Annotated in this window: 15 protein-coding genes and 1 pseudogene; 1 reads left to right on the forward strand and 15 read right to left on the reverse strand. The window is 58.2% G+C overall.

What is annotated here, in order from left to right:
- Positions 1-65: 65 nt before the first annotated feature.
- From GCWU000341_RS10625 to GCWU000341_RS10670, 10 genes are all read right to left on the reverse strand, one after another.
- Positions 66-806 (reverse strand): amino acid ABC transporter permease, encoded by a 741-nt coding sequence (locus GCWU000341_RS10625; RefSeq protein WP_009216007.1) that lies wholly within the window; start codon positions 804-806, stop codon positions 66-68.
- Entirely contained in the window at positions 787-1,446 is a 660-nt protein-coding gene (locus tag GCWU000341_RS10630) for an amino acid ABC transporter permease (RefSeq protein WP_040654272.1), read from the reverse strand. Before GCWU000341_RS10630 ends, GCWU000341_RS10625 begins: the two co-directional genes overlap by 20 nt.
- Positions 1,447-1,788: 342 nt before the next feature.
- Positions 1,789-2,634: a class B sortase gene (locus GCWU000341_RS10635; protein ID WP_196794845.1), complete on the reverse strand. Its 846-nt coding sequence runs from the start codon at positions 2,632-2,634 to the stop codon at positions 1,789-1,791.
- A gap of 227 nt (positions 2,635-2,861) precedes the next feature.
- On the reverse strand, positions 2,862-3,794 hold the full coding sequence (locus tag GCWU000341_RS10640; RefSeq protein WP_009216011.1) for a YitT family protein: 933 nt from the start codon (positions 3,792-3,794) through the stop codon (positions 2,862-2,864).
- A gap of 111 nt (positions 3,795-3,905) precedes the next feature.
- Complete coding sequence (locus GCWU000341_RS12785) at positions 3,906-4,538, reverse strand: 3D domain-containing protein (RefSeq protein WP_009216012.1); 633 nt, start codon at positions 4,536-4,538, stop codon at positions 3,906-3,908.
- A 108-nt stretch (positions 4,539-4,646) separates the two neighbouring features.
- Positions 4,647-7,835, reverse strand: coding sequence for an AAA family ATPase (locus GCWU000341_RS10650; RefSeq protein WP_040654276.1), 3,189 nt, complete (start codon positions 7,833-7,835; stop codon positions 4,647-4,649).
- Positions 7,836-8,062: 227 nt separating this feature from the next.
- Positions 8,063-9,184 (reverse strand): exonuclease SbcCD subunit D, encoded by a 1,122-nt coding sequence (locus tag GCWU000341_RS10655; RefSeq protein ID WP_009216014.1) that lies wholly within the window; start codon positions 9,182-9,184, stop codon positions 8,063-8,065.
- Between the two features lie 84 nt (positions 9,185-9,268).
- Positions 9,269-10,789 (reverse strand): glycerol kinase GlpK, encoded by a 1,521-nt coding sequence (gene glpK / locus GCWU000341_RS10660; RefSeq protein WP_009216015.1) that lies wholly within the window; start codon positions 10,787-10,789, stop codon positions 9,269-9,271.
- Positions 10,786-13,572 (reverse strand): glycoside hydrolase family 3 C-terminal domain-containing protein, encoded by a 2,787-nt coding sequence (locus GCWU000341_RS12790; protein ID WP_009216016.1) that lies wholly within the window; start codon positions 13,570-13,572, stop codon positions 10,786-10,788. Before GCWU000341_RS12790 ends, glpK begins: the two co-directional genes overlap by 4 nt.
- A 33-nt stretch (positions 13,573-13,605) precedes the next feature.
- Positions 13,606-14,544: a radical SAM protein gene (locus tag GCWU000341_RS10670; RefSeq protein ID WP_009216017.1), complete on the reverse strand. Its 939-nt coding sequence runs from the start codon at positions 14,542-14,544 to the stop codon at positions 13,606-13,608.
- A 341-nt stretch (positions 14,545-14,885) separates the two neighbouring features.
- On the opposite strand from GCWU000341_RS10670, the gene GCWU000341_RS10675 reads away from it, so the two are divergent.
- Entirely contained in the window at positions 14,886-16,049 is a 1,164-nt protein-coding gene (locus tag GCWU000341_RS10675) for an ATP-binding protein (RefSeq protein WP_009216018.1), read from the forward strand.
- Positions 16,050-16,053: 4 nt separating this feature from the next.
- Here the strand turns inward: GCWU000341_RS10675 and GCWU000341_RS10680 are convergent, their stop codons facing one another.
- The 5 genes and pseudogenes from GCWU000341_RS10680 to GCWU000341_RS14385 all read right to left on the reverse strand — a co-directional run.
- Positions 16,054-16,794: a S1 RNA-binding domain-containing protein gene (locus GCWU000341_RS10680; protein ID WP_242651674.1), complete on the reverse strand. Its 741-nt coding sequence runs from the start codon at positions 16,792-16,794 to the stop codon at positions 16,054-16,056.
- Between the two features lie 135 nt (positions 16,795-16,929).
- Positions 16,930-18,552 (reverse strand): C40 family peptidase, encoded by a 1,623-nt coding sequence (locus GCWU000341_RS10685; RefSeq protein WP_009216020.1) that lies wholly within the window; start codon positions 18,550-18,552, stop codon positions 16,930-16,932.
- 373 nt (positions 18,553-18,925) lie between these two features.
- Positions 18,926-19,723: an ABC transporter ATP-binding protein gene (locus tag GCWU000341_RS10695; RefSeq protein WP_040654280.1), complete on the reverse strand. Its 798-nt coding sequence runs from the start codon at positions 19,721-19,723 to the stop codon at positions 18,926-18,928.
- The gene (locus GCWU000341_RS14380) at positions 19,716-20,711 is read right to left on the reverse strand and encodes an ABC transporter permease (protein WP_256364656.1); all 996 of its coding nucleotides are present in this window, start codon (positions 20,709-20,711) and stop codon (positions 19,716-19,718) included. Before GCWU000341_RS14380 ends, GCWU000341_RS10695 begins: the two co-directional genes overlap by 8 nt.
- Positions 20,703-21,821: pseudogene (locus tag GCWU000341_RS14385) on the reverse strand (ABC transporter substrate-binding protein); the annotation flags it as partial. The gene GCWU000341_RS14380 and the pseudogene GCWU000341_RS14385, both read right to left, overlap by 9 nt.
- Positions 21,822-21,922 lie beyond the last annotated feature (101 nt).

Consider the following 21,922-nt stretch of genomic DNA (forward strand, 5'->3'; position numbering starts at 1 on the left):
AAATTTTCCGCTCCCGCAGACTGAAGCTGCCTCTTCCCCGTCCCATCCAAAGCGCACAGAGCGCATCAGTCCCTCCACCTTTTTTCCAGACAGCCCGCGAAAAGAGAGATCGGCCAGCACACCAGAAAGTAGAGGAGGAAGATCACGCCATAGATCGGAAGCGCCGCCGTCGGGTAGCGGAAGCGGTTCGCATCGATGATCTGCTGCCCTGTCTTAAGGACCTCCACGACTCCGATCAGGACGACCAGGGAGCTCGTCTTTACCATTCTCGTCACAAGATTGATGGCGAGAGGGATCAGACGCCGGACCGTCTGGGGTATGATGATGAAAAATGCGGTCTGAAGCGGCGTCAGGCCGAGTGCCGCAGCGCTCTCATACTGTATCCTCGGTATGCTGACAAGCGCCCCTCTCACAAGATCCCCGAGCTCCGCCGTCCCCCAGAGGACGAAGACGATGACCGCACTCAGCTCCCCGGAGAGGCTCAGAGCGAAGGCCCGTGCCGTTCCGAAATAGACCAGGAAGAGGAGCACAAGCTGCGGCATGATCCGGATAAAGTCGAGATAGATCCGGCTCAGCGCCTTTGTAAGGGGATTCCTTCTCGTCATGAGCATGCCAAAGAGGATGCCGAGCGGAAGGGAGAGCGCCGCGGAGAGGAGGCTGATCCGGATCGTCACAAAAAGCCCCCCCATCAGCCTCTCGAAATTATTTCCGTCAAAGAGGATGCCGATGCCCCGCTCTCTCCCGCCCGTATTTTGCAAAGAGAGAAGCGAAGAAAGAGAAAAGAGCTCAATCGCCGAAGCCCGCATAGCGAAGCCTCCTTTCCAGGAGAGTTCCGAGAATAGAGATCGGAAGCAAAAGCACAAGATAAGAGAGGACCAGCATAAAGAGCGCCTCCTCGGTCTGATAATAAAGGCCGATCAGATCCTTCGCCACATACATAAGATCCGCCAGAGCAATCGCGGAGAAGACGGAGGTCTCCTTGATGAGGAAGATCACATTCGCGACGAGGGAGGGGACAGAGAGCGCGAGAGCCTGCGGGAAGATCACATAGCCCATGCTCTGAAGCGGCGTGAGCCCAAGAGACAGCGCCGCCTCCCTCTGGACCCCCTCCACGGCCTCCAGCCCCGCCCGGAAGCTCTCCGTCATATAGGCTCCGCCCAGAAAGCTCAGTCCCACGACGCCGCAGAGGGCGGAGCTCATCCGGATTCCAAGCTTCGGAAGTCCGAAATAGAGAAAGAAGAGCTGGACGAGGAGAGGGGTATTCCGAGACAATTCCACATAGGCCGAAGCGATCCGGCGGAGGATGGGAAGCTTATAGTATTCTGTGACACTGCAAAGCGCTCCGATCAGAACGGAAAAGAGGATGCCGAGCGCTGCGATCCCCAGAGTCAGCCTCGCCGCGTCAAAATACATCGGTGCAAATCTTCGAATAAATGAAAAATCCACGCTGCCTCCTTTCCGATTGCTTATCTTCCCCGCGCCGGAGAAATGGGTCCGTAATGAAGAGCTGATACGTAAAAAGGGAGGAGCAGGTCCTGCCTGCTCCTCCCTGGAATACGCGAAATCCGCGCGCGGCAAAGGCCTCCTATGCGTCACACATACGGAGGCAACAAGAAAAGATCATCTCTTTTTTCTGCTTTGCCATGCTCTTCTCCTCTTTCTCTTCGCTGCCGGACCCGGGCACAAAACGATACGCTCCAAAATCCCCGCCGACTGATAGAGATTCTATCATCTGCCGCCCTCTCCTGTCAAGTCAGGCCCGAAAACAAGCTCCCCTTCCCAAAAGTCTCACTGCGCATCCCCCTCCTGCCACTGCTCCACCAGCGCCGCCTGGACGAGAAGTCTCTTCCCCGCACTTCCCGGACCGGAGCAGGTGGAGAGGGTGAGGAGCTTTGGCTTCTCCGTGAAGTCGATGCCGGTCTCTGCCTGCTCCGGGGCGGCGGAGCGCTTCAGGCTCCGCTCCACATAGCTCTCATAGTCCGCCTCCGTCACATCCTGATAGACCGCATCCTCTACGTCGGTGACGAAATAGGAGAAGATCCGGTATTTCCGGATGCCGTCCGGCCGACAGAGGTAGAGATAGGGATTGGAGGATGCGAGCTCGGGGTCCTTCAGGAGAAGCTTCAGCTTTCCGAACATGGAGCCGTTTTTCATATTGTGTCCGAAGACAAAGGTATTGAGATCGCTGTAGTCCTTTGAGGCCGCCGCATCCAAAAAGATCGAGCCCGCCGCATTGGACTTTCCCTCGAAGGATCGGTGCATATAGTCCTCATTGTCCTTTCCGGCCGCAATCGGATAGCGGAGGTCCAGAGCGGGAAAATAGAGAACCGCGGAGAAGTCCGGATTCACCTTCTGGAGGGCCGCATAGTCGATCTTAAGCTCCGGGCGCTCGCTCTCTCCGCTCTCTGCCTTCTCCGTGCTCTCCTCCGTCTCTCCGCTCTCCGTTCCGACTTCGATATGTTCGCGAAGCGATGCGTACTCCTGATCCGCCGCCCTGTACTCCCTGTACTCCTTCAGAAAAAGGGAGCCAAAGAGAAGGATCCCCGCGGCAGACAAAAGGAGCAGCAGCCGGAAGATCCAAAGATTTCTTCCCCGAAGCTGCTTCTTCCCTCTGCTCCTCTTCCTCTCATCCATCTTTTTCGCCTCCTCCATGCGCCGATCTGACTTCCGCTGCCTGGTCCGGGCCTTTCGATCTGACTTCTGCTGCCTGATCCGGGTCTTCCCGTCCGGCTTCCGCTGCCTGATCCGAGCCTTTCGATCTGACTTCTGCTGTCTGACCCGGGCCCTCCGATCCGGCTTTTTGCTGTCTGATCCCCGTTTTCTTTTCCCTCTCCGTTCTCCCCGGCTCCTCTGAAGAGAGCTTAGCCTCGGTCCTTCTCTCCCTCTGCCCCGGAGGAAGGACCCGGGATCCGCTCTCCGGGAGGAGGAGAGAGCGGCCCCTTCGGGATATAGTGCATCTCCGTGACCTGGTAGACCGTGATAAAAGCCTCCTTATCGATCTCCCGGAGGAAGCGCATGAGCCGCTGGAATTCCTGGCGGTTCACAATCGTAACCAGCTCCTGCCGCTTCTCAAGCTGATAGGCCCCGATGATATCGTAGACCGTAGCACCGCTGTGGAGCTCCCGGAGGATGAAGCTCCGGACTCTCTCCTGCTCCTTTGAAATGATGCAGACCTTCTTTTTCATCGTCTGTCCGAAGATGAAATGATCCAGGATGATGCCATTGAAATAGGTCCCCAAGATAGAGAGAACCAGCGTTTTTTTATCCGAGACCAGCGCCGAGGAAAGGGCGATGCACATCCCCGCAAGAGACATCGCGGCTCCGATCTCCATGTGGAGATAGCGGTTCATGATCTTTGCCACGATGTCGAGACCGCCGGAGGAGGCATTGTCATTAAAGAGGATGCAAAGGCCGATGCTCACGGTGAAGATGTAGGATACCACATCCAGAGTCTGATCCCCCGTGAGGGAGCCCTGCGCCGGAAAAAGACGCTCGAAAAATCCGAGGAAAAGCGGAAGCAGGATCGAGGCATAGACCGTCTTTGCCCCGAATTCTCTGCCGCAGGTCAGAAATCCAAGGAGCAGGAGGGCGATATTCAGAAGCATCGTGAGCTCCGAAATGCTGCGCCCGGTAAAGTGCCGCAGAATGATCGCAAGCCCTGAGATACTGGAGACCGACGTCCCGCTCGGAATCAAAAAGAAATAGACGGACGCCGCGACGATCAAAAGCGCGGCACTCATCTTCAGAAGATCCAGCAGGATCTCCAAAATGCGATGGCTCACAGCCTTTCCCATGGTAAGCTCCTCTGCGGGAGGGCCGTAAAGCCGAAAGAGCGCGCTCTCCGGCGCGCTCTTTCGGCTTCGCAAAGCTCCTGTCCCGCTTATTCGAGAGAGCGGAAGAAAAGCTCAGCGGATCAGGTACAGATTCTTCCGCTGTCTTCCGAAGGCTTCCGTCTCCTCGTGCGTATCAAAGTAGACGTCGATGATGCGCCCCTTGATCTTCCCCCCCGTGTCCTCCGCCGTATAGACGACACCGTCAAATTCGATCCGGGAGCCGAGCGGAATGACAGTCGGGTCCACGGCTATGGTATGTCCCGCCTGCGGTATCGTGCCGGTACAGGTCCGGTTCAGATTCCCCTCCTCGTCGAGGCACTCCGTCCTGTCATAGGCCGTCAGCTCAAAGACTCCGAGATCAATGACGCCGCCCTCTCCCGTGATCGGACCGAAGTCAGAGATCATGGGCGAATCGGAAGAGCGGGCGGGGCGAATCGATCCCACCGGGCTCTGATAATCCAAAACCTGAGTTCCCCCCTCTGCCTTTGCGCTCTCTCCGGAGGAGCTTCCGTTTCTGGTGACAGCCTGCGACTGCATCCTCTTTCCGGCGCCAAGAAGATTTATACTGACGAGAAGAAGGGCCAGCGCCGGGGCAAACAAATGCCCTCTTCCCCCTTTTTGTACTCTCCGGTATCCCGCGGGAAGCTCGATCACCGCCCCGCCCGCCTTTCTCCGGGACTGCCTCCTAATCCCATTCCTTTTCATACCGATCCCCCTTGCTCCAAAGCGATAGAACAAGATCTTCTTCCGTTGCTCTGTCTTCTCGCATTATGTCAAAATCGACCCGTTTTGTCAACTCCGGCTCAGCCTTTCTCAGCTGATCTGCCAGCGGACATGGCTCCCCTCCGCGTCCTTTGTGACAAGGAGCTGATCCTCGATCTCCTGCTTCAGCTCGGAGACATGGGATATAATGCCAAGAAGCTTTCCCCCGCCGGACATATCGCGGAGCACGCGGACCGCCTGCTCTCTCGCGTGCTCATCCAGTGAGCCGAAGCCCTCATCTATGAACATAAGCTCCAGATGCACCGAAGCAGAGCTCTCCTGGATCTGATCCGCCATCCCCATCGCAAGGGAGAGAGCCGCCATAAAGGACTCCCCGCCGGAGAGCGTGCGGACCTCCCTCTCCTTCCCCGTCACATAGGAATATACCGTCAAGTCCAGGCCCCGGTTCCTCCCGTCCCCGGCCTGCTCCTCCGGGATCATGCGAAGCTCGTACTGTCCAAGGCTCATCTCCCGGAAGCGAAGATTCGCATTTCGAAGGATGCGCCTTAGGAAATATCTCTGCACATAGGTCTCGATATCCATGCGGGAGCCGCTCCTTTTCCCGGAGAGACGCCGGTAAAGTCCCTCCAGGTGGGAGGCCTCCTTCGAGAGCTTCTCCCGCTCCTCCATCCTGGGAAGGAGCGCCCGGGAGAGAGCGCGGTCCGAGAGGAGGAGCATCGAGAGCTTCTCCTTTTTTTCCGAGAGAAGGAGAAAGCGCCGCTCTGCCTCCTCCCTCTCCCGGAGAAGCTCTGAAAGCTCCGGCTTTTCCCTCCCTTCTGTGCTTTTTTTCGCGGCGAGGATCCTCCCGGAAAGCGCTGCCTTCCGTTCCGCATGTCTATTAAGCTCTGAGGCGAGCGCATCGCTCTCCTCCCTTCGATGTGCTCCGCAGACCTCCATCCACTCTTTTTCAGAGAGCTTCCTTTCGATGAGGAGCCCCTCATAGGCCGCTCTCCTCTCCTTATGCTCCGCATCACAGGCAGGAAGCTCCGATCGAATGCTGGAAAGGAGACTCTCCGAGGCCGCCCTTTTCTCCCTCAGCTCTCTAAGTCTCTGCTCCTGCTCTAAAAGCCTCCTCTGTCCCTCCTTCCGCTTCTCCGAAGCCCTCTTGAGATCCGCCTTCGCGGCCTCTTCATCCGGATAGAGCCTCCTGAAAAGGCAGCTCTCCCGCTCCGCCTTCGCCGCACTGAGCTCCTCTTTCCGGGAGAGAAGCTCGCTCTCGGCCTTCTTCTCCTCCTCTGCGGCTTTCTCTAGGATCTCTGAAAGCTTTTTGATCCCTTCTTCCAAAGAGGCCGCCCTCTCCCCCTCTTTCCGAAGCCGCGCTCTCTCTCTCAGCAGTCTCTCCTTTCCCAGGAGGAGCTTAGAGGAGAAGGCGGAGAGCTCCTCTTCCCTTTCCATGCTCCCTTCCTCCGCAAAAATCCTCCCGCGAAACTCCTCGACCGCTCGGGAATATGCCCTCGCTTTCTCCTCCCGGAGCTTCTCCGAAGCCCCGGCCTCTCCGGAGAGCTCCTCCTGCTCCTTTTGCAGGAGAAATACACTCTCCCTCAGCTTCTCGAGCTCCTCTCTCCCCGGAATCCTCTTCTCCTTCGGAATCCTGCAGGGAGAAGGATGCTCCAGGGAGCCGCAGACAGGGCAGGGGGAGCCGGGACATAGCTTCTCCCTCGCGAGAATTCCCGCCTGCGCATCGAGAAAGGCCTCCCTCGCCTCCTGATAGAACTTATTTCTCCTTCGAACCTCTCCGCAAAGCCTGTCATAGCGCTCCCTGAGCTCCTTCGCCCTCTTTTCCTGCAGGCTCAGCTCCCGAAGCGCTCTCTCCAGATCCCGAAGCTCCTCCTCTCTCTGCTCTGCCTCCTTCCACTCCCCTTTCCAGCGCTCCTGCCGGACCTCAAGATCCGAGAGCTCCCGGAGCTCCCTCTCCGCCTCCTCCTTCTTCCCGGAGAGCTCTGCTCTTTTTCCCGCAAACTCCAAAAGGCTTTTTTCTGTCTTTCTGAGGGCATCCTCCGCCAAAAGGAATTTTTTCTCCGCTCTTTTTCTTCTCTGAAAGCTCTCGATCGCTTCCTCTGCCCTCTCCTTGATCTTGGCATAGTCTCTCGTCGCCTCCTCGAAGGCGAGCTTCCGCCTCTCGTGCTCCGCTTCCTCTGCCCTCTCCCTCTCGAGAAAGCCCGGAAGAGCCTCCCTCTCCCGCGTCTCCTGCTCCCGGAGAAGAGAAAGCCTCTTCTCACTGTCTCTTAGGCGGAGAAAGAGGGAGGAGATCTCATAGGAGAAGCGGATCTTCCGGGAGAGAAGCTCTTTTTCCGAAAACTCAGGATCAAGTCTCTTAAGCTCGGACAGCTCCTTCTCTGCATCCGAGAGCTCGGTGAAGGCCCGCGCCAGAGCCTCCCCCTCCTTATAGCGGTCCCGTTTTTCATTTCTCTCCCGGGAGCAGCTCTCATAGCGTGAAAGGATCTCTCTGTTCTCCTCCTCCAAGGAGGAGAGCAGCGCCTCCAGTCCCCGGAGAAAGTCGTCCATCAGTGCGGCGGAGAGGCCATCCTCTGAGAGGAGACGCTTCTGAAGATCCAGAAGTCTCTGCCAGCTCCCCCCCTCCGGGACGAGAAGGTGGGAGAGCTCTGTCCTGCTCTCCGTACAGAGGGCGGCCAGTCCTCTCTCCTTCTCCCGGAGGCGCCCTAAAAGCTCATCCGTCAGTCTCTGATAGAGCTCCGTCCCGAAAAGCTTTCGAAAGATCAGCTTCTTCTCCTCAGAGCGCGCCCGGAGGAGCTCCATGAATTCTCCCTGCGCGATCATCGCGACCTGCATGAACTGTGTCTTGCTCAGCCCTACAAGCTCGACAAGCTTTCGGTCCGCCTCCTTCTCCGGATACTCGCTCCCGTCCGGAAGAAGGAGGGATACCCTTCCGCTCTCCTCCTTAAAGCCCTGTCCTCTTTTTAAGGGGCGGATATGGCGGGGAACGCGGTGCACCGTGTAGATCTCCTCCCTCTCCCCCCTCCTCTCCGAAAAGCGAAGCTCCGCAAAGGGCTCTAAGGAAAGCGGCGCATACTGACTCTGAAGCTCGGATCCGCTCTTTTTATTCGCCCCGGAGCTCGCTTCTCCGTAGAGGGCAAAGACCAGGGCGTCAAAGATCGAGCTTTTCCCGGAGCCGGTATTTCCGCTCACGAGGAATAGCTCCTGATTGGGCTTTGTAAAATCGATGGTCACGGCCTTCCCGTAGGAGGAAAAGGCCTGGAGCTTAAGCTGCAAAGGGCGCATAAGATTCTCCGTTCTCAGCACTTTGGGGATTTTTCCCCGCTTTTTTTCTCCGCCATAAAAGCGGCGCTCTCCCGATAAAAGGACAATGCTTCCGGCGCACTCCTTCCCAAAAAGGAGGCACAGCAGACGCCAAATCACGCTGCGCGCCAAATCACGGCTGCGCACCGGATCACAGTCGCGCGCTAAATCATAGCTGCACGCCAATTCACGGCTGCACTCCGAATCTCTCAGATCAAATTCAGGGCATCCGCGAGAATCCTCTTTTCCTCCTCATCCGGATCCCCGAGGAAGGCGCAGCAGAGCGAAAAGGGATCGCTCTCCTCCTCGAGCGGGAGAGACTGCCTCGTCTTCTCCTCCGGGAGAAGGCGGCGAATCTCCAAAAGATTCGGAAAGGCAGCGCGCAGTCTGTCCCGAATGTCCGGAGACTCCTCGCTCTCCGCCGTGAGGAGAAGCGTGACATAGTCCGTCGTAGGGGACTCCAGAAGCTCCGCCGCGTTCCCTTGGAGAACACGGAGCTCCCGGAGCGGGTGAAGCGGCAGCCGCTCTGTGCGGATCTCTCCCTTTTTCTCCATCTCCACCAGGATGACAGCCTTTTCCTGCCCCGCCTCGCTCACGGAAAAAGCGAGGGGGGAGCCGGAGTAGCGGAAAAACTCCGACCCCACCCGCATGGGCTTATGGATATGTCCGAGTGCCGCATAATCAAAGCGCTCCAGAAGATCGGCCTTTACCGCATCGATATTTCCGATCGTCCGGATCTCGGAATCCATCCTCTCGATCTCCCCCGCCTTCTTCGAGGACGGAAGGTAAAACTGGTGGCTGAGAAGGACATTTCTCTCCTCCTCCCGGATCTTCTCCCGGGAAAAAAGACGGTGGAGGCAGTCGTCGTAGCTGAGTGCCTCCTCGCTTTTGAAGAGCTTCGTCAGCATGGAGGGCCGGACGAAGGGGAGGAGATAGAAGTTGACCGCCCCGAAGGAATCCTCCAGGCGGACCCTCTCCATAAACTCGTCCTCCCTCCTCGGAGGCTGACCGATCATGTGGACATGCTCCCTCCGAAGGATGCTCCGAAAGACATTGAGCCTCGGCGCACTATCGTGATTTCCGCTGATCAGCATAAGCTCCGTCCCCGGGGCGGCCTGAAGGAGCATGCCGAGAAAGCGGTCAAAGAGCTCCACGGCCTCTGCGGAAGGGACCGCTTTATCGTAGATGTCCCCCGCGATGAGAATCGCGTCCGGCTTCTCCCTCTTCGCGTAATCCGCGATCTCCGAAAAGATATATTCCTGATCCTCCCGGAGATCCCGGTTAAAAAGCTTGAGTCCGATGTGCAGATCGGAGAGGTGAAAAAATCTCATCTTATTCCAAGCTCCCTTCCTCTAAGCATTCTTCCTTCATCCTCCCTTCTATCCGCTTTTCTGTCCGACTTTCTGTCCGGCTTTTTATCCGCCCTTCTGTCCATCTTCCTCGTCCTTTGCCCAGCCAAAGCAGGACGAGACCGCCTTGTTCCAGCCTCGGATCTGCCTTCCTCTCTCCTCCTCCGTCATCTTCGGATGAAATTCCCGGTCTATGCCCCAGCTCCTTTTCACCTCCTCCCGGGATTCCCAGAAGGAGACCGCAAGCCCTGCAAGATAAGCCGCCCCCAGCGCCGTCGTCTCGACACAGAGCGGGCGCCGCACCGGGGAGCCGCAGATATCGGCCTGAAACTGCATGAGGAAATCATTCCGGCATGCCCCGCCGTCCACGCGGAGGGAGGAGAGATGGATGCCGGAGTCCATCTCCATCGCGCGGAGGACGTCATTACTCTGAAAGGCGAGAGATTCCAGGGTCGCCCGGATAATATGGTACTTATTTACCCCCCTCGTAAGGCCGGTGATCGCGCCTCTCGCATAGGGATCCCAGAAGGGCGCGCCGAGCCCGGTGAAGGCCGGCACCACGTAGCAGCCGTTGGTATCGCTGACTCTGGTCGCAAAGTACTCGGAATCCGGCGACTGATCCAGGATGCGGAGCTCGTCCCGGAGCCACTGGATCGCAGCCCCCGCGACATAGACGGAGCCCTCCAGGGCATAGTTCACCTTCCCGTCTATCCCCCAGGCGATCGTCGTCAGGAGACCGTTTTTCGAATCAATCGGCCTCTCCCCGGTATTCATGAGCATGAAGCAGCCGGTGCCGTAAGTATTCTTCGCCTCTCCCTCCAAAAAGCAGGTCTGCCCGAAAAGCGCCGCCTGCTGATCTCCCGCCGCGCCGGCGATCGGGACCTCTCCCCCGAAAAACTCCGGCTCGCTCTTCCCGTAGAGGAAGCTCGAGGGTCTCGCCTCCGGGAGAAGCGCCATGGGAATTTCCAGGAAATCACAGAGCTCCCGGTCCCAGGAGAGAGTATTGATGTTGAAAAGAAGAGTCCGGGAGGCGTTGGAATAGTCCGTCACGTGAACCCTGCCCTTTGTGAGCTTATAGATCAGCCAGGAATCCACCGTACCAAAGCAAAGCTCCCCTCTCTCCGCCCTCTCTCTGGCCCCCTCCGTGTGGTCTAAAATCCAGCGGATCTTTGTGCCCGAGAAATAGGGGTCCAGAAGGAGCCCGGTCTTTTTTCGAAAAAGCTCCGCGCTCTCCGGATGCTCCGCCCGGAGGCGCTCCGTCATGTCCGCAGTCCTCCTGCACTGCCAGACGATGGCGGGGCCGATCGCCTGTCCCGTTTTCCGGTCCCAGAGTATCGTGGTCTCCCGCTGATTCGTGATCCCGATCGCGGCGAGCTCCCGCCAGCTGATTCCGAGCTTCTTCATGGCCTGCCTCGCCGCGGAGAGCTGTGCCTGCCAGATCTCCTCCGCGTCGTGCTCCACCCAGCCGGGCTTCGGATAATGCTGCGTGATCTCCCGCTGCGAAAGCGCGGCAGTTTTCCCCTCCCGGTCAAAGAGGATGCAGCGCACACTGCTCGTACCGGAATCCAAAGCCATGATATACTTCATCGCTGCTCCCCGCCTTTCCTTCCCTCCGCCCGGACAGCTTCCGCTCCTGTCTCCGTCTTCCCCGCGGCTTCCAGGATTCTCGATGCGGAGAGTCGAAGGAGCTCAAGACTGAGCTCTCCCTTCCGGAGGGCCTCCCTCATATTCTCAAGATCCTCCGGAGCTCCCGGCATGATGAGATCATTCCCCGCCCTGATGCAGCCGCTCGCCGTGCAGAGCGCGGCATCTGTACTCATATTCGTCGTTCCCCAGTCGCTCATGATGAGCCCCCGGAAGCCCCATTCCTTTCTCGCGATCTCCGTGCAGAGCGCGCGGTTATTCGCGCTGTGCACTCCATTGATGAGATTATAGGAGCTCATGATCGCCCCCGGAGCCGCATTTTTCACGGCGAGCTCAAAGCCGCGGAGATAGATCTCCCGGAGAGCCCTCTCGGAGACGATATCGTCGGAGCCCATGCGGTTGTCCTCCTGATTGTTCCCCGCAAGATGCTTGATCGTCACAAAATGCCCCTTCCTCTCCTGTACCCCCAGAGAAAGGGAGGCCGCCATGACGCCGGAGAGAAGCGGATCCTCGGAATAATATTCGAAATTTCTCCCGCAGAGCGGATTCCTGTGAATGTTCATACCGGGCGCAAGCCAAATCGCGATATGGAAAAGCTCCATCTCCTCGGAAACCGCCTCTCCGATCTCCCGGAGGAGCCGGGGGTCAAAGCTCTGCGCAAGGAGAGTCCCCACCGGAAAGGCCGTGCAGTACTGATAAACGATGCGCTCCGCGGGATCCCTCTCCTCCGCTTTCCGAAAGAAGCCGCACTCCAGCGCGGAAATAAGTCCGCCGGAGAGAAGTCTTCCGTCCTTTTCCCTCGGCTCTGCCTCCAGGCGAAGCCCTGCCGGGCCGTCCGCGAGCATCATCGACTCCACTTTCCCAAACGCAGTATCCAGAGCGATCGTCTCCCCGGCGGCGCCGGGCACGGACTGCGGGAAAGCCTCCTTCCCGTCCTGTTCTCTGATCCTCCCCGTCACAAGATGAAGGAGCTCCTCCTCCGAAAGCCCCGCCGCGATTTCCGCGGCCCTCCTTCCGGGCAAGGGTCCCTCTTCCCGATAGGAGAGCTCGCGAAGACAGAGCTTCTCCGCCGGAAGCTCCGTCTCCGGAAGCGAAAGCTCCTCCCAGGCCGCGCAGAGCTTCTCCTGCATTTCCCGGCTCCGTCTGATCTCGGAGAGCTCCTCCCGGATCGAAAGCTCCGGGCGAAGCTTCAAAAGCACAGCCTCTCTTCCGAGCCGAAGCTTCCAGACCGCCTTCGACGCCCTGAGGCTTCCGCCGATCCAGATCCCGTAGCAGCCTCTCTCCAGGAGATAGGCAGAGCGCTTCTCCTCGTAGGAAGCGAGAAGATAGATCGGAATCCGAAGCAAAAATTCCTCACTCTCCCCCGGGGAGAGCAGGGCAGTCTTTCGAAAGCCGATCAGTCTCCTGTGCTCCTTCTCCAGCTCTCCGGCAGGAAGGGAAGCATAGATCTGGACGCACTCCCTCCCCGCATAGCGGGAGCCGGTATTCTCGACCCGGATCGAAAGCTCCAGGGCCGGCTCCACCCCCGCAGACTCCGCCTGCTCCCTCCGATTTTCCTGATCCCCGGATTGCAGGCCAAGTCCGGAGAGAAGCGTGGATCCATAGGAGAGCGCGGACTCCGCCTCCCCCTCCAAAAAGCGAAGCGACTCGAGGCGGATACCGAAATCCGTATAGGAAAGCCCCTCTCCAAAGCCGTAGCGAAGCGGAACGGAGAAGCTGTCAAAATAGCGGTAGCCAACATAAATCCCTTCCCTGTATTCCTCCCGGGAGAGATCGCCGCTCAGATAGGAAAAGGACTCCGCGTTCGGATAGTCCTCATAGCGAAGCGCCCAGCTGTCTGTGAGCCTTCCGGAGGGAGAGACCGCGCCGGATAAGATATCCGAGACGGCATTCCCCCCTTCCATACCGGGCTGAGAAAGGAAGAGAATCGCGCGGATATTCGGAAGCCGCTCCGTAAAGGAGAGATCCACGGGACCCCCGGTATTCAGAAGGAGGATCAGATCCCGGTAGAGCTCTGAAAGCTCCGAGAGCTCCCGCTCCTCCTCTTTACTCAGAAAATAGTCTCCCGGCTCTTTCCTCCGGTCTTTTCCCTCTCCGGCGGTCCGGCTCAGGACATAGATCGCGCAGTCCGCCTCTGTCTTTACGATTTTTCCGCCGCTTGGGCTGCGGAATGGATTTTTCGTATAAATCTCAAAAAATTCCGCATCATTCCCATTCCCTTCCTCAAACTCCGAGAGAATCCTATCTCGCCAGGAAAGCCTCGCCTCCTGGAAGCGCTTCTCATAGTCGGAGAGCCAGTCCTCATTTTCGATTGTAAAGCCGGCGCTTTTCAGCCCCTGCCAGATGTTCACAGACTCCCGCGCATTGACATCTCCCGAGCCGCTTCCTCCCTTTACGGTCCCCACTGCGCCCGCGCCATAGAGAGCGAGACTCTGCCCCGCAGCAAGCGGAAGGATTCCCTCATTTTTCAAAAGCACGATTCCCTCTGCCGCGGCTCGCCTCGCCAAAGCCCGGTGTCTGATCTCATAATCCAAAAGCTTCCGCTCTGCTCTTTCTCCCATCAAAAGCCCTCCTTCCGTCTCCGTTCGCCCTCTCTCCTTCCACTTCTCCTCCGCAAGGGATGCCGCAGAGCGTGAACGCCTTCGAAAAAGACCGCCCCCTCTCTTTCCGTCCCCCCGCCGGAGGAATACCGCAGGGCGGATCCTCTCCCAGTCAGTCCCAGACATAATGTCGGCCCCGCTGTGCCGCTTTTCTCCCTCTTAGAGCCAGTCCCAGTCCGGGATAAAGCTCTCCTTCGCCGCGCCCTCCTCCTGGATAAAGGCGTGCTCTATTCCGAGGGAGAGCGCATAGTCCAAGAGCCGCCCGTACTCCCGCTTTGTCACACAGCGATTGATCTCCGGATAAGCCGAGAGGCCCGGAACGGGAGTGTACTGCTGCATGAGGCTGAGATATACCTTCTCCCCATAATGCTCGTGGACATAGCGAACGATTGCCTTCCCGTCCCGCACCATACCGGGCATCAGAAGATGGCGGACGATCACGCCCCTCCTCATCATCCCCCGGGAATCAAAGACCGCTTCCCCGCACTGCTCCGTCATCTCCCTGAGGCTCTCCTTCGCTCTCTTTGGATAGTCGAAGGCAGCAGAATAGCGCTGAGCCTTCTCAGGATCCATATATTTAAAATCCATGAGATATATGTCTGCGAGTCCCTTCAGGAGCCGAAGCTGAGGTCTGCACTCATAGCCCGAGCAGTTGATCACATAGGGAATCCGGAGCCCTCTCTCCCTCGCCTCCCTCATCGCGGGGACCAGCAGAGGGATCTCGTGATCCGGACTCACGAGATTGATATTGTTTGCCCCCTCCTTCTGCAGCCGGAGAAAAAGCTCCGAAAGCTCCGACGGGCGAAGCGCTCTCCCGCCCTCTCTCCGGGAAATTGCAGAATTCTGGCAAAAAACGCAGCGAAGGGCACAGCCTGTGAAAAACACGGCCCCGCTCCCCTCCTTACCGGAGATGCACGGCTCCTCCCAGAAATGGAGAGCGGCCCTCGCCACAAAAAGCTTCGCGGAGGCCCCGCAAAAGCCCCTCTGCCCGAGGAGGCGGTTCACAGCACACTGCCTCGGACAGAGACGGCAGGAGGACAGAATCCCGGAAGGATCCTCGGAAAAACACCTCTCTCCTTCTTCCCTCTTCTCTTCCATTCTATTCCCCAAAGACTCGCGCCGATACTTCCGCCCTGATACTTAAACGCTCCGAGTCTGACGCCCCGGCCATTTTGTCTGTCCGCGCTGCCGCCCCGGCGACTCGGCTTCGCCCGGGAGGCTTCAGCCGATCTCCCTTCGGGAGACACTTCTCTCCGAGAAGTGGTCAAGGACGCTCCGAGTCTGCCTGATGGCAGACTTCTACGCTATGATAACAAGCAGGCTCCTGCCTGGCAAGATTGGTGTCTTTTCTTTCCGAAAAAAAACTGTTATGCTGTCCGGAGGATTTGAAAGAAAGATAGAAGAAAATAGAAAGCTGCGGTCGGGGAGGGAAGGTATCGATGGAGGATCTTACAAGGGAAGTCAGCGCGGAGGAACTGGAGAGCTGGCCGCGCTCCTCATACAGAAGCATCGACATCCGGGACGAGGAGGATTTCCGGCAGGGAAAGCTTCCCGATGCCGTCCGGATGGATATCGAAAGGATCGCCGATGGGGAGCATGGACTCCCGAGAGACCGGCGTCTTCTTCTCTACTGCAAATACGGCTCCCTCTCCCGGCAGGCCGCGGAGCTGCTCCTTGAGCAGGGCTATGACGCCTGGAGCCTGAGGGGAGGCTATGGGGAATGGCTGCTCCGGAAAATACAGAGGGAGCTCTGCCCGGAGGAGCGCCGGAGAGAGATAGAGGAAAGCATCCGAAAGCGCTTTCGAAGAAGGCTGTACACCCCCTTCGCAAAGGCCTTGAATGATTATGAGCTTGTGGAGGAGGGAGACCGGATCTGCGTCTGCATCTCGGGCGGGAAGGATTCCATGCTCATGGCGAAGCTCTTTCAGGAGGTAAAAAGGCATAATAAGTTCCCCTTTGAACTTGTCTTTTTATGCATGGACCCCGGCTACAATGAGGCGAACCGCCGCATCATCGAGGAAAACGCCGCCCTCCTCGGCATCCCGCTCCGCTTTTTCCAGACAGAGATCTTCGACGCGGTTTTTCACATTGAAAAATCCCCCTGCTATGTCTGCGCCAGGATGCGGCGCGGCTGGCTTTACAGGAGGGCCCGGGAATTGGGCTGCAACAAGATTGCGCTCGGCCACCATTATGACGATGTGATCGAGACCGTACTGATGGGCATGCTCTACAGCGGCCAGTTTCAGGCCATGATGCCGAAGCTCCGCTCCACAAACTTCGAGGGCATGGAGCTCATCCGCCCCCTCTACCTGATCCGGGAGGAGGATATCCTCCGCTGGCGGGACGAAAACCATCTGAACTTTATCCAGTGCGCCTGCAAGTTCACCGAGAGCTGCAGCAGCTGTCAGACCGACGGCACGAGCAGCTCCAAGCGGCTTGAGACAAAGAGGCTCATCGCAAGTCTCAAAAGGACGAACCCCTTCATCGAAAAAAATCTTTTTAAATCCATGGAGAACGTATCCTTAAATACGGTTCTCGCCGTCCGGGAAAACGGCGTAAAGCACAGCTTCCTGGAATGGTACGGCAAAAAGCGGAGCTTCTGAACGATCAGGTGCGGAAACCGCTTTTCTTCATGAGCTCTCCCAGCGTCGTTGTGACGGCGCCGCTCTCACGGTAGTTCTCGCGGAAGTTCTCCCGCTCTCTCCTCTCCTCCCTGTCCGCTCTCTCGCTCTCCAGCTCCTTCATGGAGAGACTGATGCGGCCGTCCTTCATCGCCGTGATCTTGACTGTGACGCTCTGCCCCTCCTTCAGGACATCCGCCGGCGTCTTGATCCTCCTCTGGGAGATCTGGGAGACATGCAAAAGCCCGGTCACGCCGTCCCCGATATCGACAAAGGCGCCGTAATCCTTCAGGCTCTCAACCTTCCCCTCCAGCACAGATCCGACCTCCAGCTTCGCGGCCTTTTCCGCCCGCAGTTTCTCGGCCTCCTCCCGGAGAAGCTCCTTTGCGGAGAGAACAAGCCGGTTCCCCTCGGGTTCCGCGGTGACGACTCTCACCGTAAGCCGCTTTCCGACCCAGTTCGGGAGATCCTTCTCCTCCACAAAGGAGAGGGAGAGCTTAGAGGCCGGGATGAAGGCGCGAATCCCCTCGAGAGTCGTGGTCACGCCGCTCTTCACCGCTTCCTGGATCTCTACCTCTACCGGAATCTTATTCTCATAATCATCCAGGATCTTCTCCCACTGGGCCATGTCCGCTCTCTTTTGCTGCCTGTGGCTGCGGAGGGACTCCTCCAGCTCCTCCTTATAATCCTCCATGGAGGGAATTTCCTTCCCGTCCGATGTCATCATCTCTTTCTCCCGCTCTTCTTCCATCACTTCTACCTCACCTTTCCAGCCTGAGCCGGCTGACAAAAAATTCTCACTTCGGATATCCTAGCACAGAGCATAGGAAAAGTCACCTTTCATTTCCCGCTCTCCGGCGCCTCAGTCTCCGATGACATTTCGGATCGCCACCGGCGTCCGGTAATTCCAGCGATAGATCCGGATCCCCGATCTTCTGGACGCCGCGTTTACGACCTGCCCGTTTCCGATATAGATCCCGACATGGTTCACCCTCCCGGAGCGGTTTGCGTAGAAGATGAGATCGCCCGGCCGCATGCTGCCGCTGTCCACCTTGACACCGGTCCTGGCCTGCTCCCTCGAAACTCTCGGAAGGTAGATATCAAAATTCTTCATGACGGACTGCGTAAAGCCCGAGCAGTCCGCGCCATGGGTGAGGGATGTCCCTCCCCAGACATAGCGGTTCCCGACAAACTGGCAGGCGAAGTTTACGATCTGGTTCCGCCTCTCCATCGCCGCATTCGCCGCCTCCAGCGCCGGATGATATTCTACAGCCTCCTGGAGCCCGTAGGTGACGGAGACATTGTTGTCCCTCGTAGAGACATAGGCCCCCTGCTCCCCATCGTCGTCATCCCCGCTGTCCAGGTCGAGCTGCACCCATCCGTCGAGCTGATTGACGACCAGATACCTCTGATCCTTTGTGATCTGCGTCCAGGCCCTGGACTCCGTGCTCGGCTCGGAGCGGACATTGAGGGAATTCGTATTGACGATCGCCATGACCTGCGCATTGTCAACGGCGAGTCTCTCCGCCTCCGCCCCGGTCGCAACGAGCTCCGCCTTCACATAGCCCGTCACGGCTCCCGACTGGATCTTGTACCAGCCGTTCTCCTCTCCCAGAATATTGCCCCCCGCAAAGCCCGGGAATTTGCCGACGATATTTCGTATGCCGTCCTCCTCCGGACTCGAACGGATATTGATATAATCCCCCGCCTTTGAGACCCCGAGACGGTCATAGAGATTTAAGACCTTTTGCTTTAAGTTGAGAGACCTCGCCTCGTCGAGACCGTAGTCCAGGGAGACATTCTCCGGGTCCGCGGACATGTAGGCGGAGGAAATGCCGTCGATATTATCCACGGTGATCTCAACCCAGTCCCGGCCCGCTCTCCCGATCAGCTGGTAGGTCTCTCCCGCCGCAGCGGAGCCCACCGTATTTCCGTCGCTGATCTCCGGTGTGGAACGGATCCTGAGCTTATCCGCGAGAACCTTCGCCCTGGGGGCGAGCAGCGTCTTCGCCTTCTCCTTCGCCTCTTCTCCGCCCAAGAGGAAGGAGGTCGAGATATAGCCGTCCATCCCTCCGGATCTCACATGGGCCCAGCCCTGCGCGCCCTCGGGATCGATCTCCTCGATATCCACAGCCGCTCCGTCCTTCAGCATGCCCATGATATTTGTGATATCCGTCTGGTTCGGCTTCGAGCGGAAGTTAATGTAAGACGCGCACTGTATGATGCCAAGATTTTGGTAATTAGAGAGCGCCTGCTTCATCTCCTCCGCGAGAAGCTGCCCGGAAAGTCTCTTGATCTCCGAGGCGGTCGCAGGCCCCTCCCGGGAGGAGAGTGATCCGGCCTCCTTCCCTGCGCCTCTCCCGGAAAGCGCCCCTCCCCGGACGAGGAAGAGGAGTATAAGGAAAAGAAGGGTGAGGAAAAGGGAGGCGGGAAGCAGCGGCCTGCCGGTCCCCCCGAAACGAAACCTGATCCTTGGTATCTTCATAGAAAGTTCTGCTCCGAATCTTCTCTGTTCTTCTCTGCCGCCGGGCGCTTTGAAGGAATATCAGAGCCTGCCGCGGAGGAGAGAGCTTCGACACCGGAATCATAACATAATTCTGCGGACTTTTTCCAGTCCTCCTTCCTTTCGCCCCTTCCCTTTCTTTCTGCCGCTTCCTTTTCTTCCTTAGGAAAAGGAAGCGGCAAGCTGCGGCATACTATATGGCCCCCTTAATAAGATAAACTCGATGAGCTCTGCCTGTCCGCATATTTTATCAGCTGCGCTCCGAGTCTCCCCGCCGAAAAACAGGGCCGTCGGAGTGATAGCGTGCTGCGTCGGACAGGAAAACATCAGGAGCAAATATAAGGACCGCTCTTTCTCATTTTGAGAGGATCATACGGTCGTTCGCGAAGCTTCCGCCGGAGGCCTCTTCGAATTTATGGAGGAGTTCCTCCACCGTGAGCCTTTTCTTTTCCTCTCCGGAGACATCGTAGAGGATGGACCCGCCGTGCATCATGATGAGGCGGTTCCCGATCGCGATGGCATCCCGCATATTATGCGTGACCATCAGCGCCGTGAGCTTGTCCTCCTCGACGATCTCCCTCGTAAGCTCCAGGACCTTCGATGCGGTCTTCGGGTCCAGAGCCGCCGTGTGCTCGTCGAGGAGCAGCAGTTTCGGCCGCTTCAGCGTCGCCATGAGGAGGGTGAGCGCCTGCCTCTGTCCCCCGGAGAGAAGCTTCACCTTCGTTCCCATCCTGCCCTGGAGTCCGAGCTCGAGCCTGCCCAGTGCCTTCCGGTAGAGCTCTCTCTCCTTCTCCTGCACGGCCCAGCGGAGGCCTCTCCTCTCCCCCCGCCGATAGGCGAGGGCGAGATTCTCCTCGATCTGCATATCCCCCGCGGTCCCCTTCATCGGGTCCTGAAATACTCTTCCGATATATTTCGCCCTCCGGTGCTCCGGCATCCTCGTGATATTCGTCCCGTCGATCTCGATCACGCCGGAATCCGGCTGGTAAACGCCCGCGATCATATTTAAGAGAGTGGATTTCCCCGCGCCGTTTCCCCCGATCACCGTCACGAAATCGCCTTCCTTAAGACAAAGGCTCACGCCGCAGAGCGCCATTTTCTCATTGACCGTCCCTCTGTGAAAGGTCTTCCGGATCTTCGTTATCCTAAGCATTTTCCCCGACTCCTTCCGCTTCCTCTTCATCCTCCGCGCTGTACTCCCGATAGGACTTTTTCTCCCGCCACTTCGACAGAGCGACCGGCACACAGAGCGCAAGTCCGACGATGAAGGCCGAGAGCAGCTTCATATCGTTGGCCCGCATTCCAAGCCGCAGCACGAGAGCGCGGATCATAAAGTAAATGATGCAGCCCAGAACGGAGCAGCCCAGCTTCAGCCCGAAATTTCGAACCTTCCGAAAGAGCACCTCACCGATGACGATCGCCGCAAGTCCGATGACGATCGCGCCGGTCCCCATATTGACATCCGCATACTTCGTGGACTGCGCTACCAGGGCACCGGAGAGCCCGACGAAGAGATTCGCGATGACGAGCCCGAGAAGCTTCACGCTGTTTGTGTTCACCCCGAGAGCCCGGATCATGTCTTCGTTGTTCCCGGTCGCCCGGAGAGAGGAGCCAATCTCCGTCCCAAAGAACCAGTAGAGAAGGAGAACAGCGAGGATGGCAGCGAGGAGGCCCACGACGAGCGTCGCTTCCGACTGCGTCAGTCCGAAGCGTCCCGCGAAAAAGGTGATGTCCGAGGCGATCCGGTTCACAGACTGATTCGACTTGTTTGCCATAATGCGAAGATTGATCGACCAAAGTGATATCTGCGTCAGGATCCCCGCGAGGATCGCCGGAATTCCGAAAAAGGTGTGCAAAACTCCGGTCACTGCCCCGGCGAGGCCCCCGGAAAGCGCGCCCAAGAGCAGGGCGATCGTCGGATCCACTCCCGAAAGCATCAGCATGGCGCAGACACAGCCGCCGAGCGTGAAGGAGCCGTCCGTCGTCATATCCGCGATATTCAGAATCCGGAAGGTAATGTAGACGCCGAGCACCATGAGAGACCAGATCAGACCCTGGGCGGCCGCGCCGAGGAGAGAGGCGAGAAAGCCGTTCCCGCTCCTTTGCTCCGAAAGCTTCGTGACATGGAGCTCATCATCGATCGAGAGCCCGAGAAGCTTCGCCTGCTCCTGATTGATCTTGAGCTTGAGCTTCTCCTCCGGGAGCTGCTCGATCGGGATATCTCCCGGCTTCTTCCCATCCTTTAGGATGGAGATCGCCTGCTGTCCCGCGAGATAGCCGAGCTCGTAGTAGTCCACGCCGTAGGTCGCGAGCCCTCCTCCCACAAGCTCTCCCTCCTCCCCGACGATGATCGGAATCCCATGGTCCGTCGTGACAGCGGCTACCGTCGCGATTCCGGCCGAAATCATATTGTCCGTCGGAACATAGAGCACATCGATCTTTCCGATCATGGACTCTGTCACCGTCTGAATCTCATTGGAGGAGGAGACGGAAAAGCTCTTCGTCTCGAGACCGAGCTCCGCGCAGCTCTTCTCCGCAAGCTCCACCTGGATCGCGGAATTCGCCTCCGAGCTGCTGGAGAGAATCCCCACCGTCCTTGTCTCCGGAAAGAGCTTCTTCAAAAGCTCCATCTGCTTCTCCACGGGCGTGAGATCCGAGGTCCCCGTGACATTTCCTCCCGGATGCTCATTGCTCTGTACCAGTCCGGAGGCCGCGGGATCCGTCACCGCGGAAAGGACGATCGGGATCTCCGTCGTCGCGGCCGCGGCGGCCTGCGCCGCCGGTGTCGCAATCGCATAGATCAGATCATCCCGATCCCCCACGAACTTATCGGAGATCGTCTGACAGGCCGACTGATCCCCGGAGGCATTCTGCTGATCGATGTGAAAGCGGAGGCCGGAATCCGAGAGCGCCTGCACAAAGCCCTCATTGGCGCGGTCCAGAGCGGGGTGCTGAATGAGCTGCAAAATCCCGACCCGGTACTCCCTCTCTCCGCCGTCTTCCGATGTCCCGCTCTCTCCGGTCTGCGGCCTCTCCTCCTCTCCCCGCTCTCCCGAAGATAAAGCTCCGCTCTCCTCTTCTCCCGCGGAGCTCTTCTCTTCCCGCTGCTCCTCCGAAGAGAGCGTCTCCTGGCCCTTCGAAGAAAGAACCTCCTGTCCCGCCGAAAAACCGCAAAACGGCGAAAGCCCGAGCAAAAGCGCTGTCAATGCCAGGGATAAAAGCGGCAGCGCCGCCCGTCTCCGTAAATCCATAATCCTCTCCTCCTGCCTTCCTCTCTGCTCGCTTGTATGCTTAAAAGCTTTAAATCGCTAAAGTACATCCCAGATTATAGCGCTCCCATCGGAAAATAGCA

The sequence above is a fragment of the Oribacterium sp. oral taxon 078 str. F0262 genome, assembly GCF_000160135.1.
GTDB lineage: Bacteria > Bacillota > Clostridia > Lachnospirales > Lachnospiraceae > Oribacterium.

What these genes read in the sequence shown, in the direction of transcription:
- GCWU000341_RS10625 (WP_009216007.1), bottom strand. Translation starts at nt 806, where the DNA reads ATGCGGGCTTCGGCGATTGAGCTCTTTTCTCTTTCTTCGCTTCTCTCT.
- GCWU000341_RS10635 (WP_196794845.1), bottom strand. Translation starts at nt 2,634, where the DNA reads ATGGATGAGAGGAAGAGGAGCAGAGGGAAGAAGCAGCTTCGGGGAAGA.
- GCWU000341_RS10640 (WP_009216011.1), bottom strand. Translation starts at nt 3,794, where the DNA reads ATGGGAAAGGCTGTGAGCCATCGCATTTTGGAGATCCTGCTGGATCTT.
- GCWU000341_RS12785 (WP_009216012.1), bottom strand. Translation starts at nt 4,538, where the DNA reads ATGAAAAGGAATGGGATTAGGAGGCAGTCCCGGAGAAAGGCGGGCGGG.
- GCWU000341_RS10650 (WP_040654276.1), bottom strand. Translation starts at nt 7,835, where the DNA reads ATGCGCCCTTTGCAGCTTAAGCTCCAGGCCTTTTCCTCCTACGGGAAG.
- GCWU000341_RS10655 (WP_009216014.1), bottom strand. Translation starts at nt 9,184, where the DNA reads ATGAGATTTTTTCACCTCTCCGATCTGCACATCGGACTCAAGCTTTTT.
- glpK (WP_009216015.1), bottom strand. Translation starts at nt 10,789, where the DNA reads ATGAAGTATATCATGGCTTTGGATTCCGGTACGAGCAGTGTGCGCTGC.
- GCWU000341_RS12790 (WP_009216016.1), bottom strand. Translation starts at nt 13,572, where the DNA reads ATGTCTGGGACTGACTGGGAGAGGATCCGCCCTGCGGTATTCCTCCGG.
- GCWU000341_RS10670 (WP_009216017.1), bottom strand. Translation starts at nt 14,544, where the DNA reads ATGGAAGAGAAGAGGGAAGAAGGAGAGAGGTGTTTTTCCGAGGATCCT.
- GCWU000341_RS10675 (WP_009216018.1), top strand. Translation starts at nt 14,886, where the DNA reads ATGGAGGATCTTACAAGGGAAGTCAGCGCGGAGGAACTGGAGAGCTGG.
- GCWU000341_RS10680 (WP_242651674.1), bottom strand. Translation starts at nt 16,794, where the DNA reads ATGATGACATCGGACGGGAAGGAAATTCCCTCCATGGAGGATTATAAG.
- GCWU000341_RS10685 (WP_009216020.1), bottom strand. Translation starts at nt 18,552, where the DNA reads ATGAAGATACCAAGGATCAGGTTTCGTTTCGGGGGGACCGGCAGGCCG.
- GCWU000341_RS10695 (WP_040654280.1), bottom strand. Translation starts at nt 19,723, where the DNA reads ATGCTTAGGATAACGAAGATCCGGAAGACCTTTCACAGAGGGACGGTC.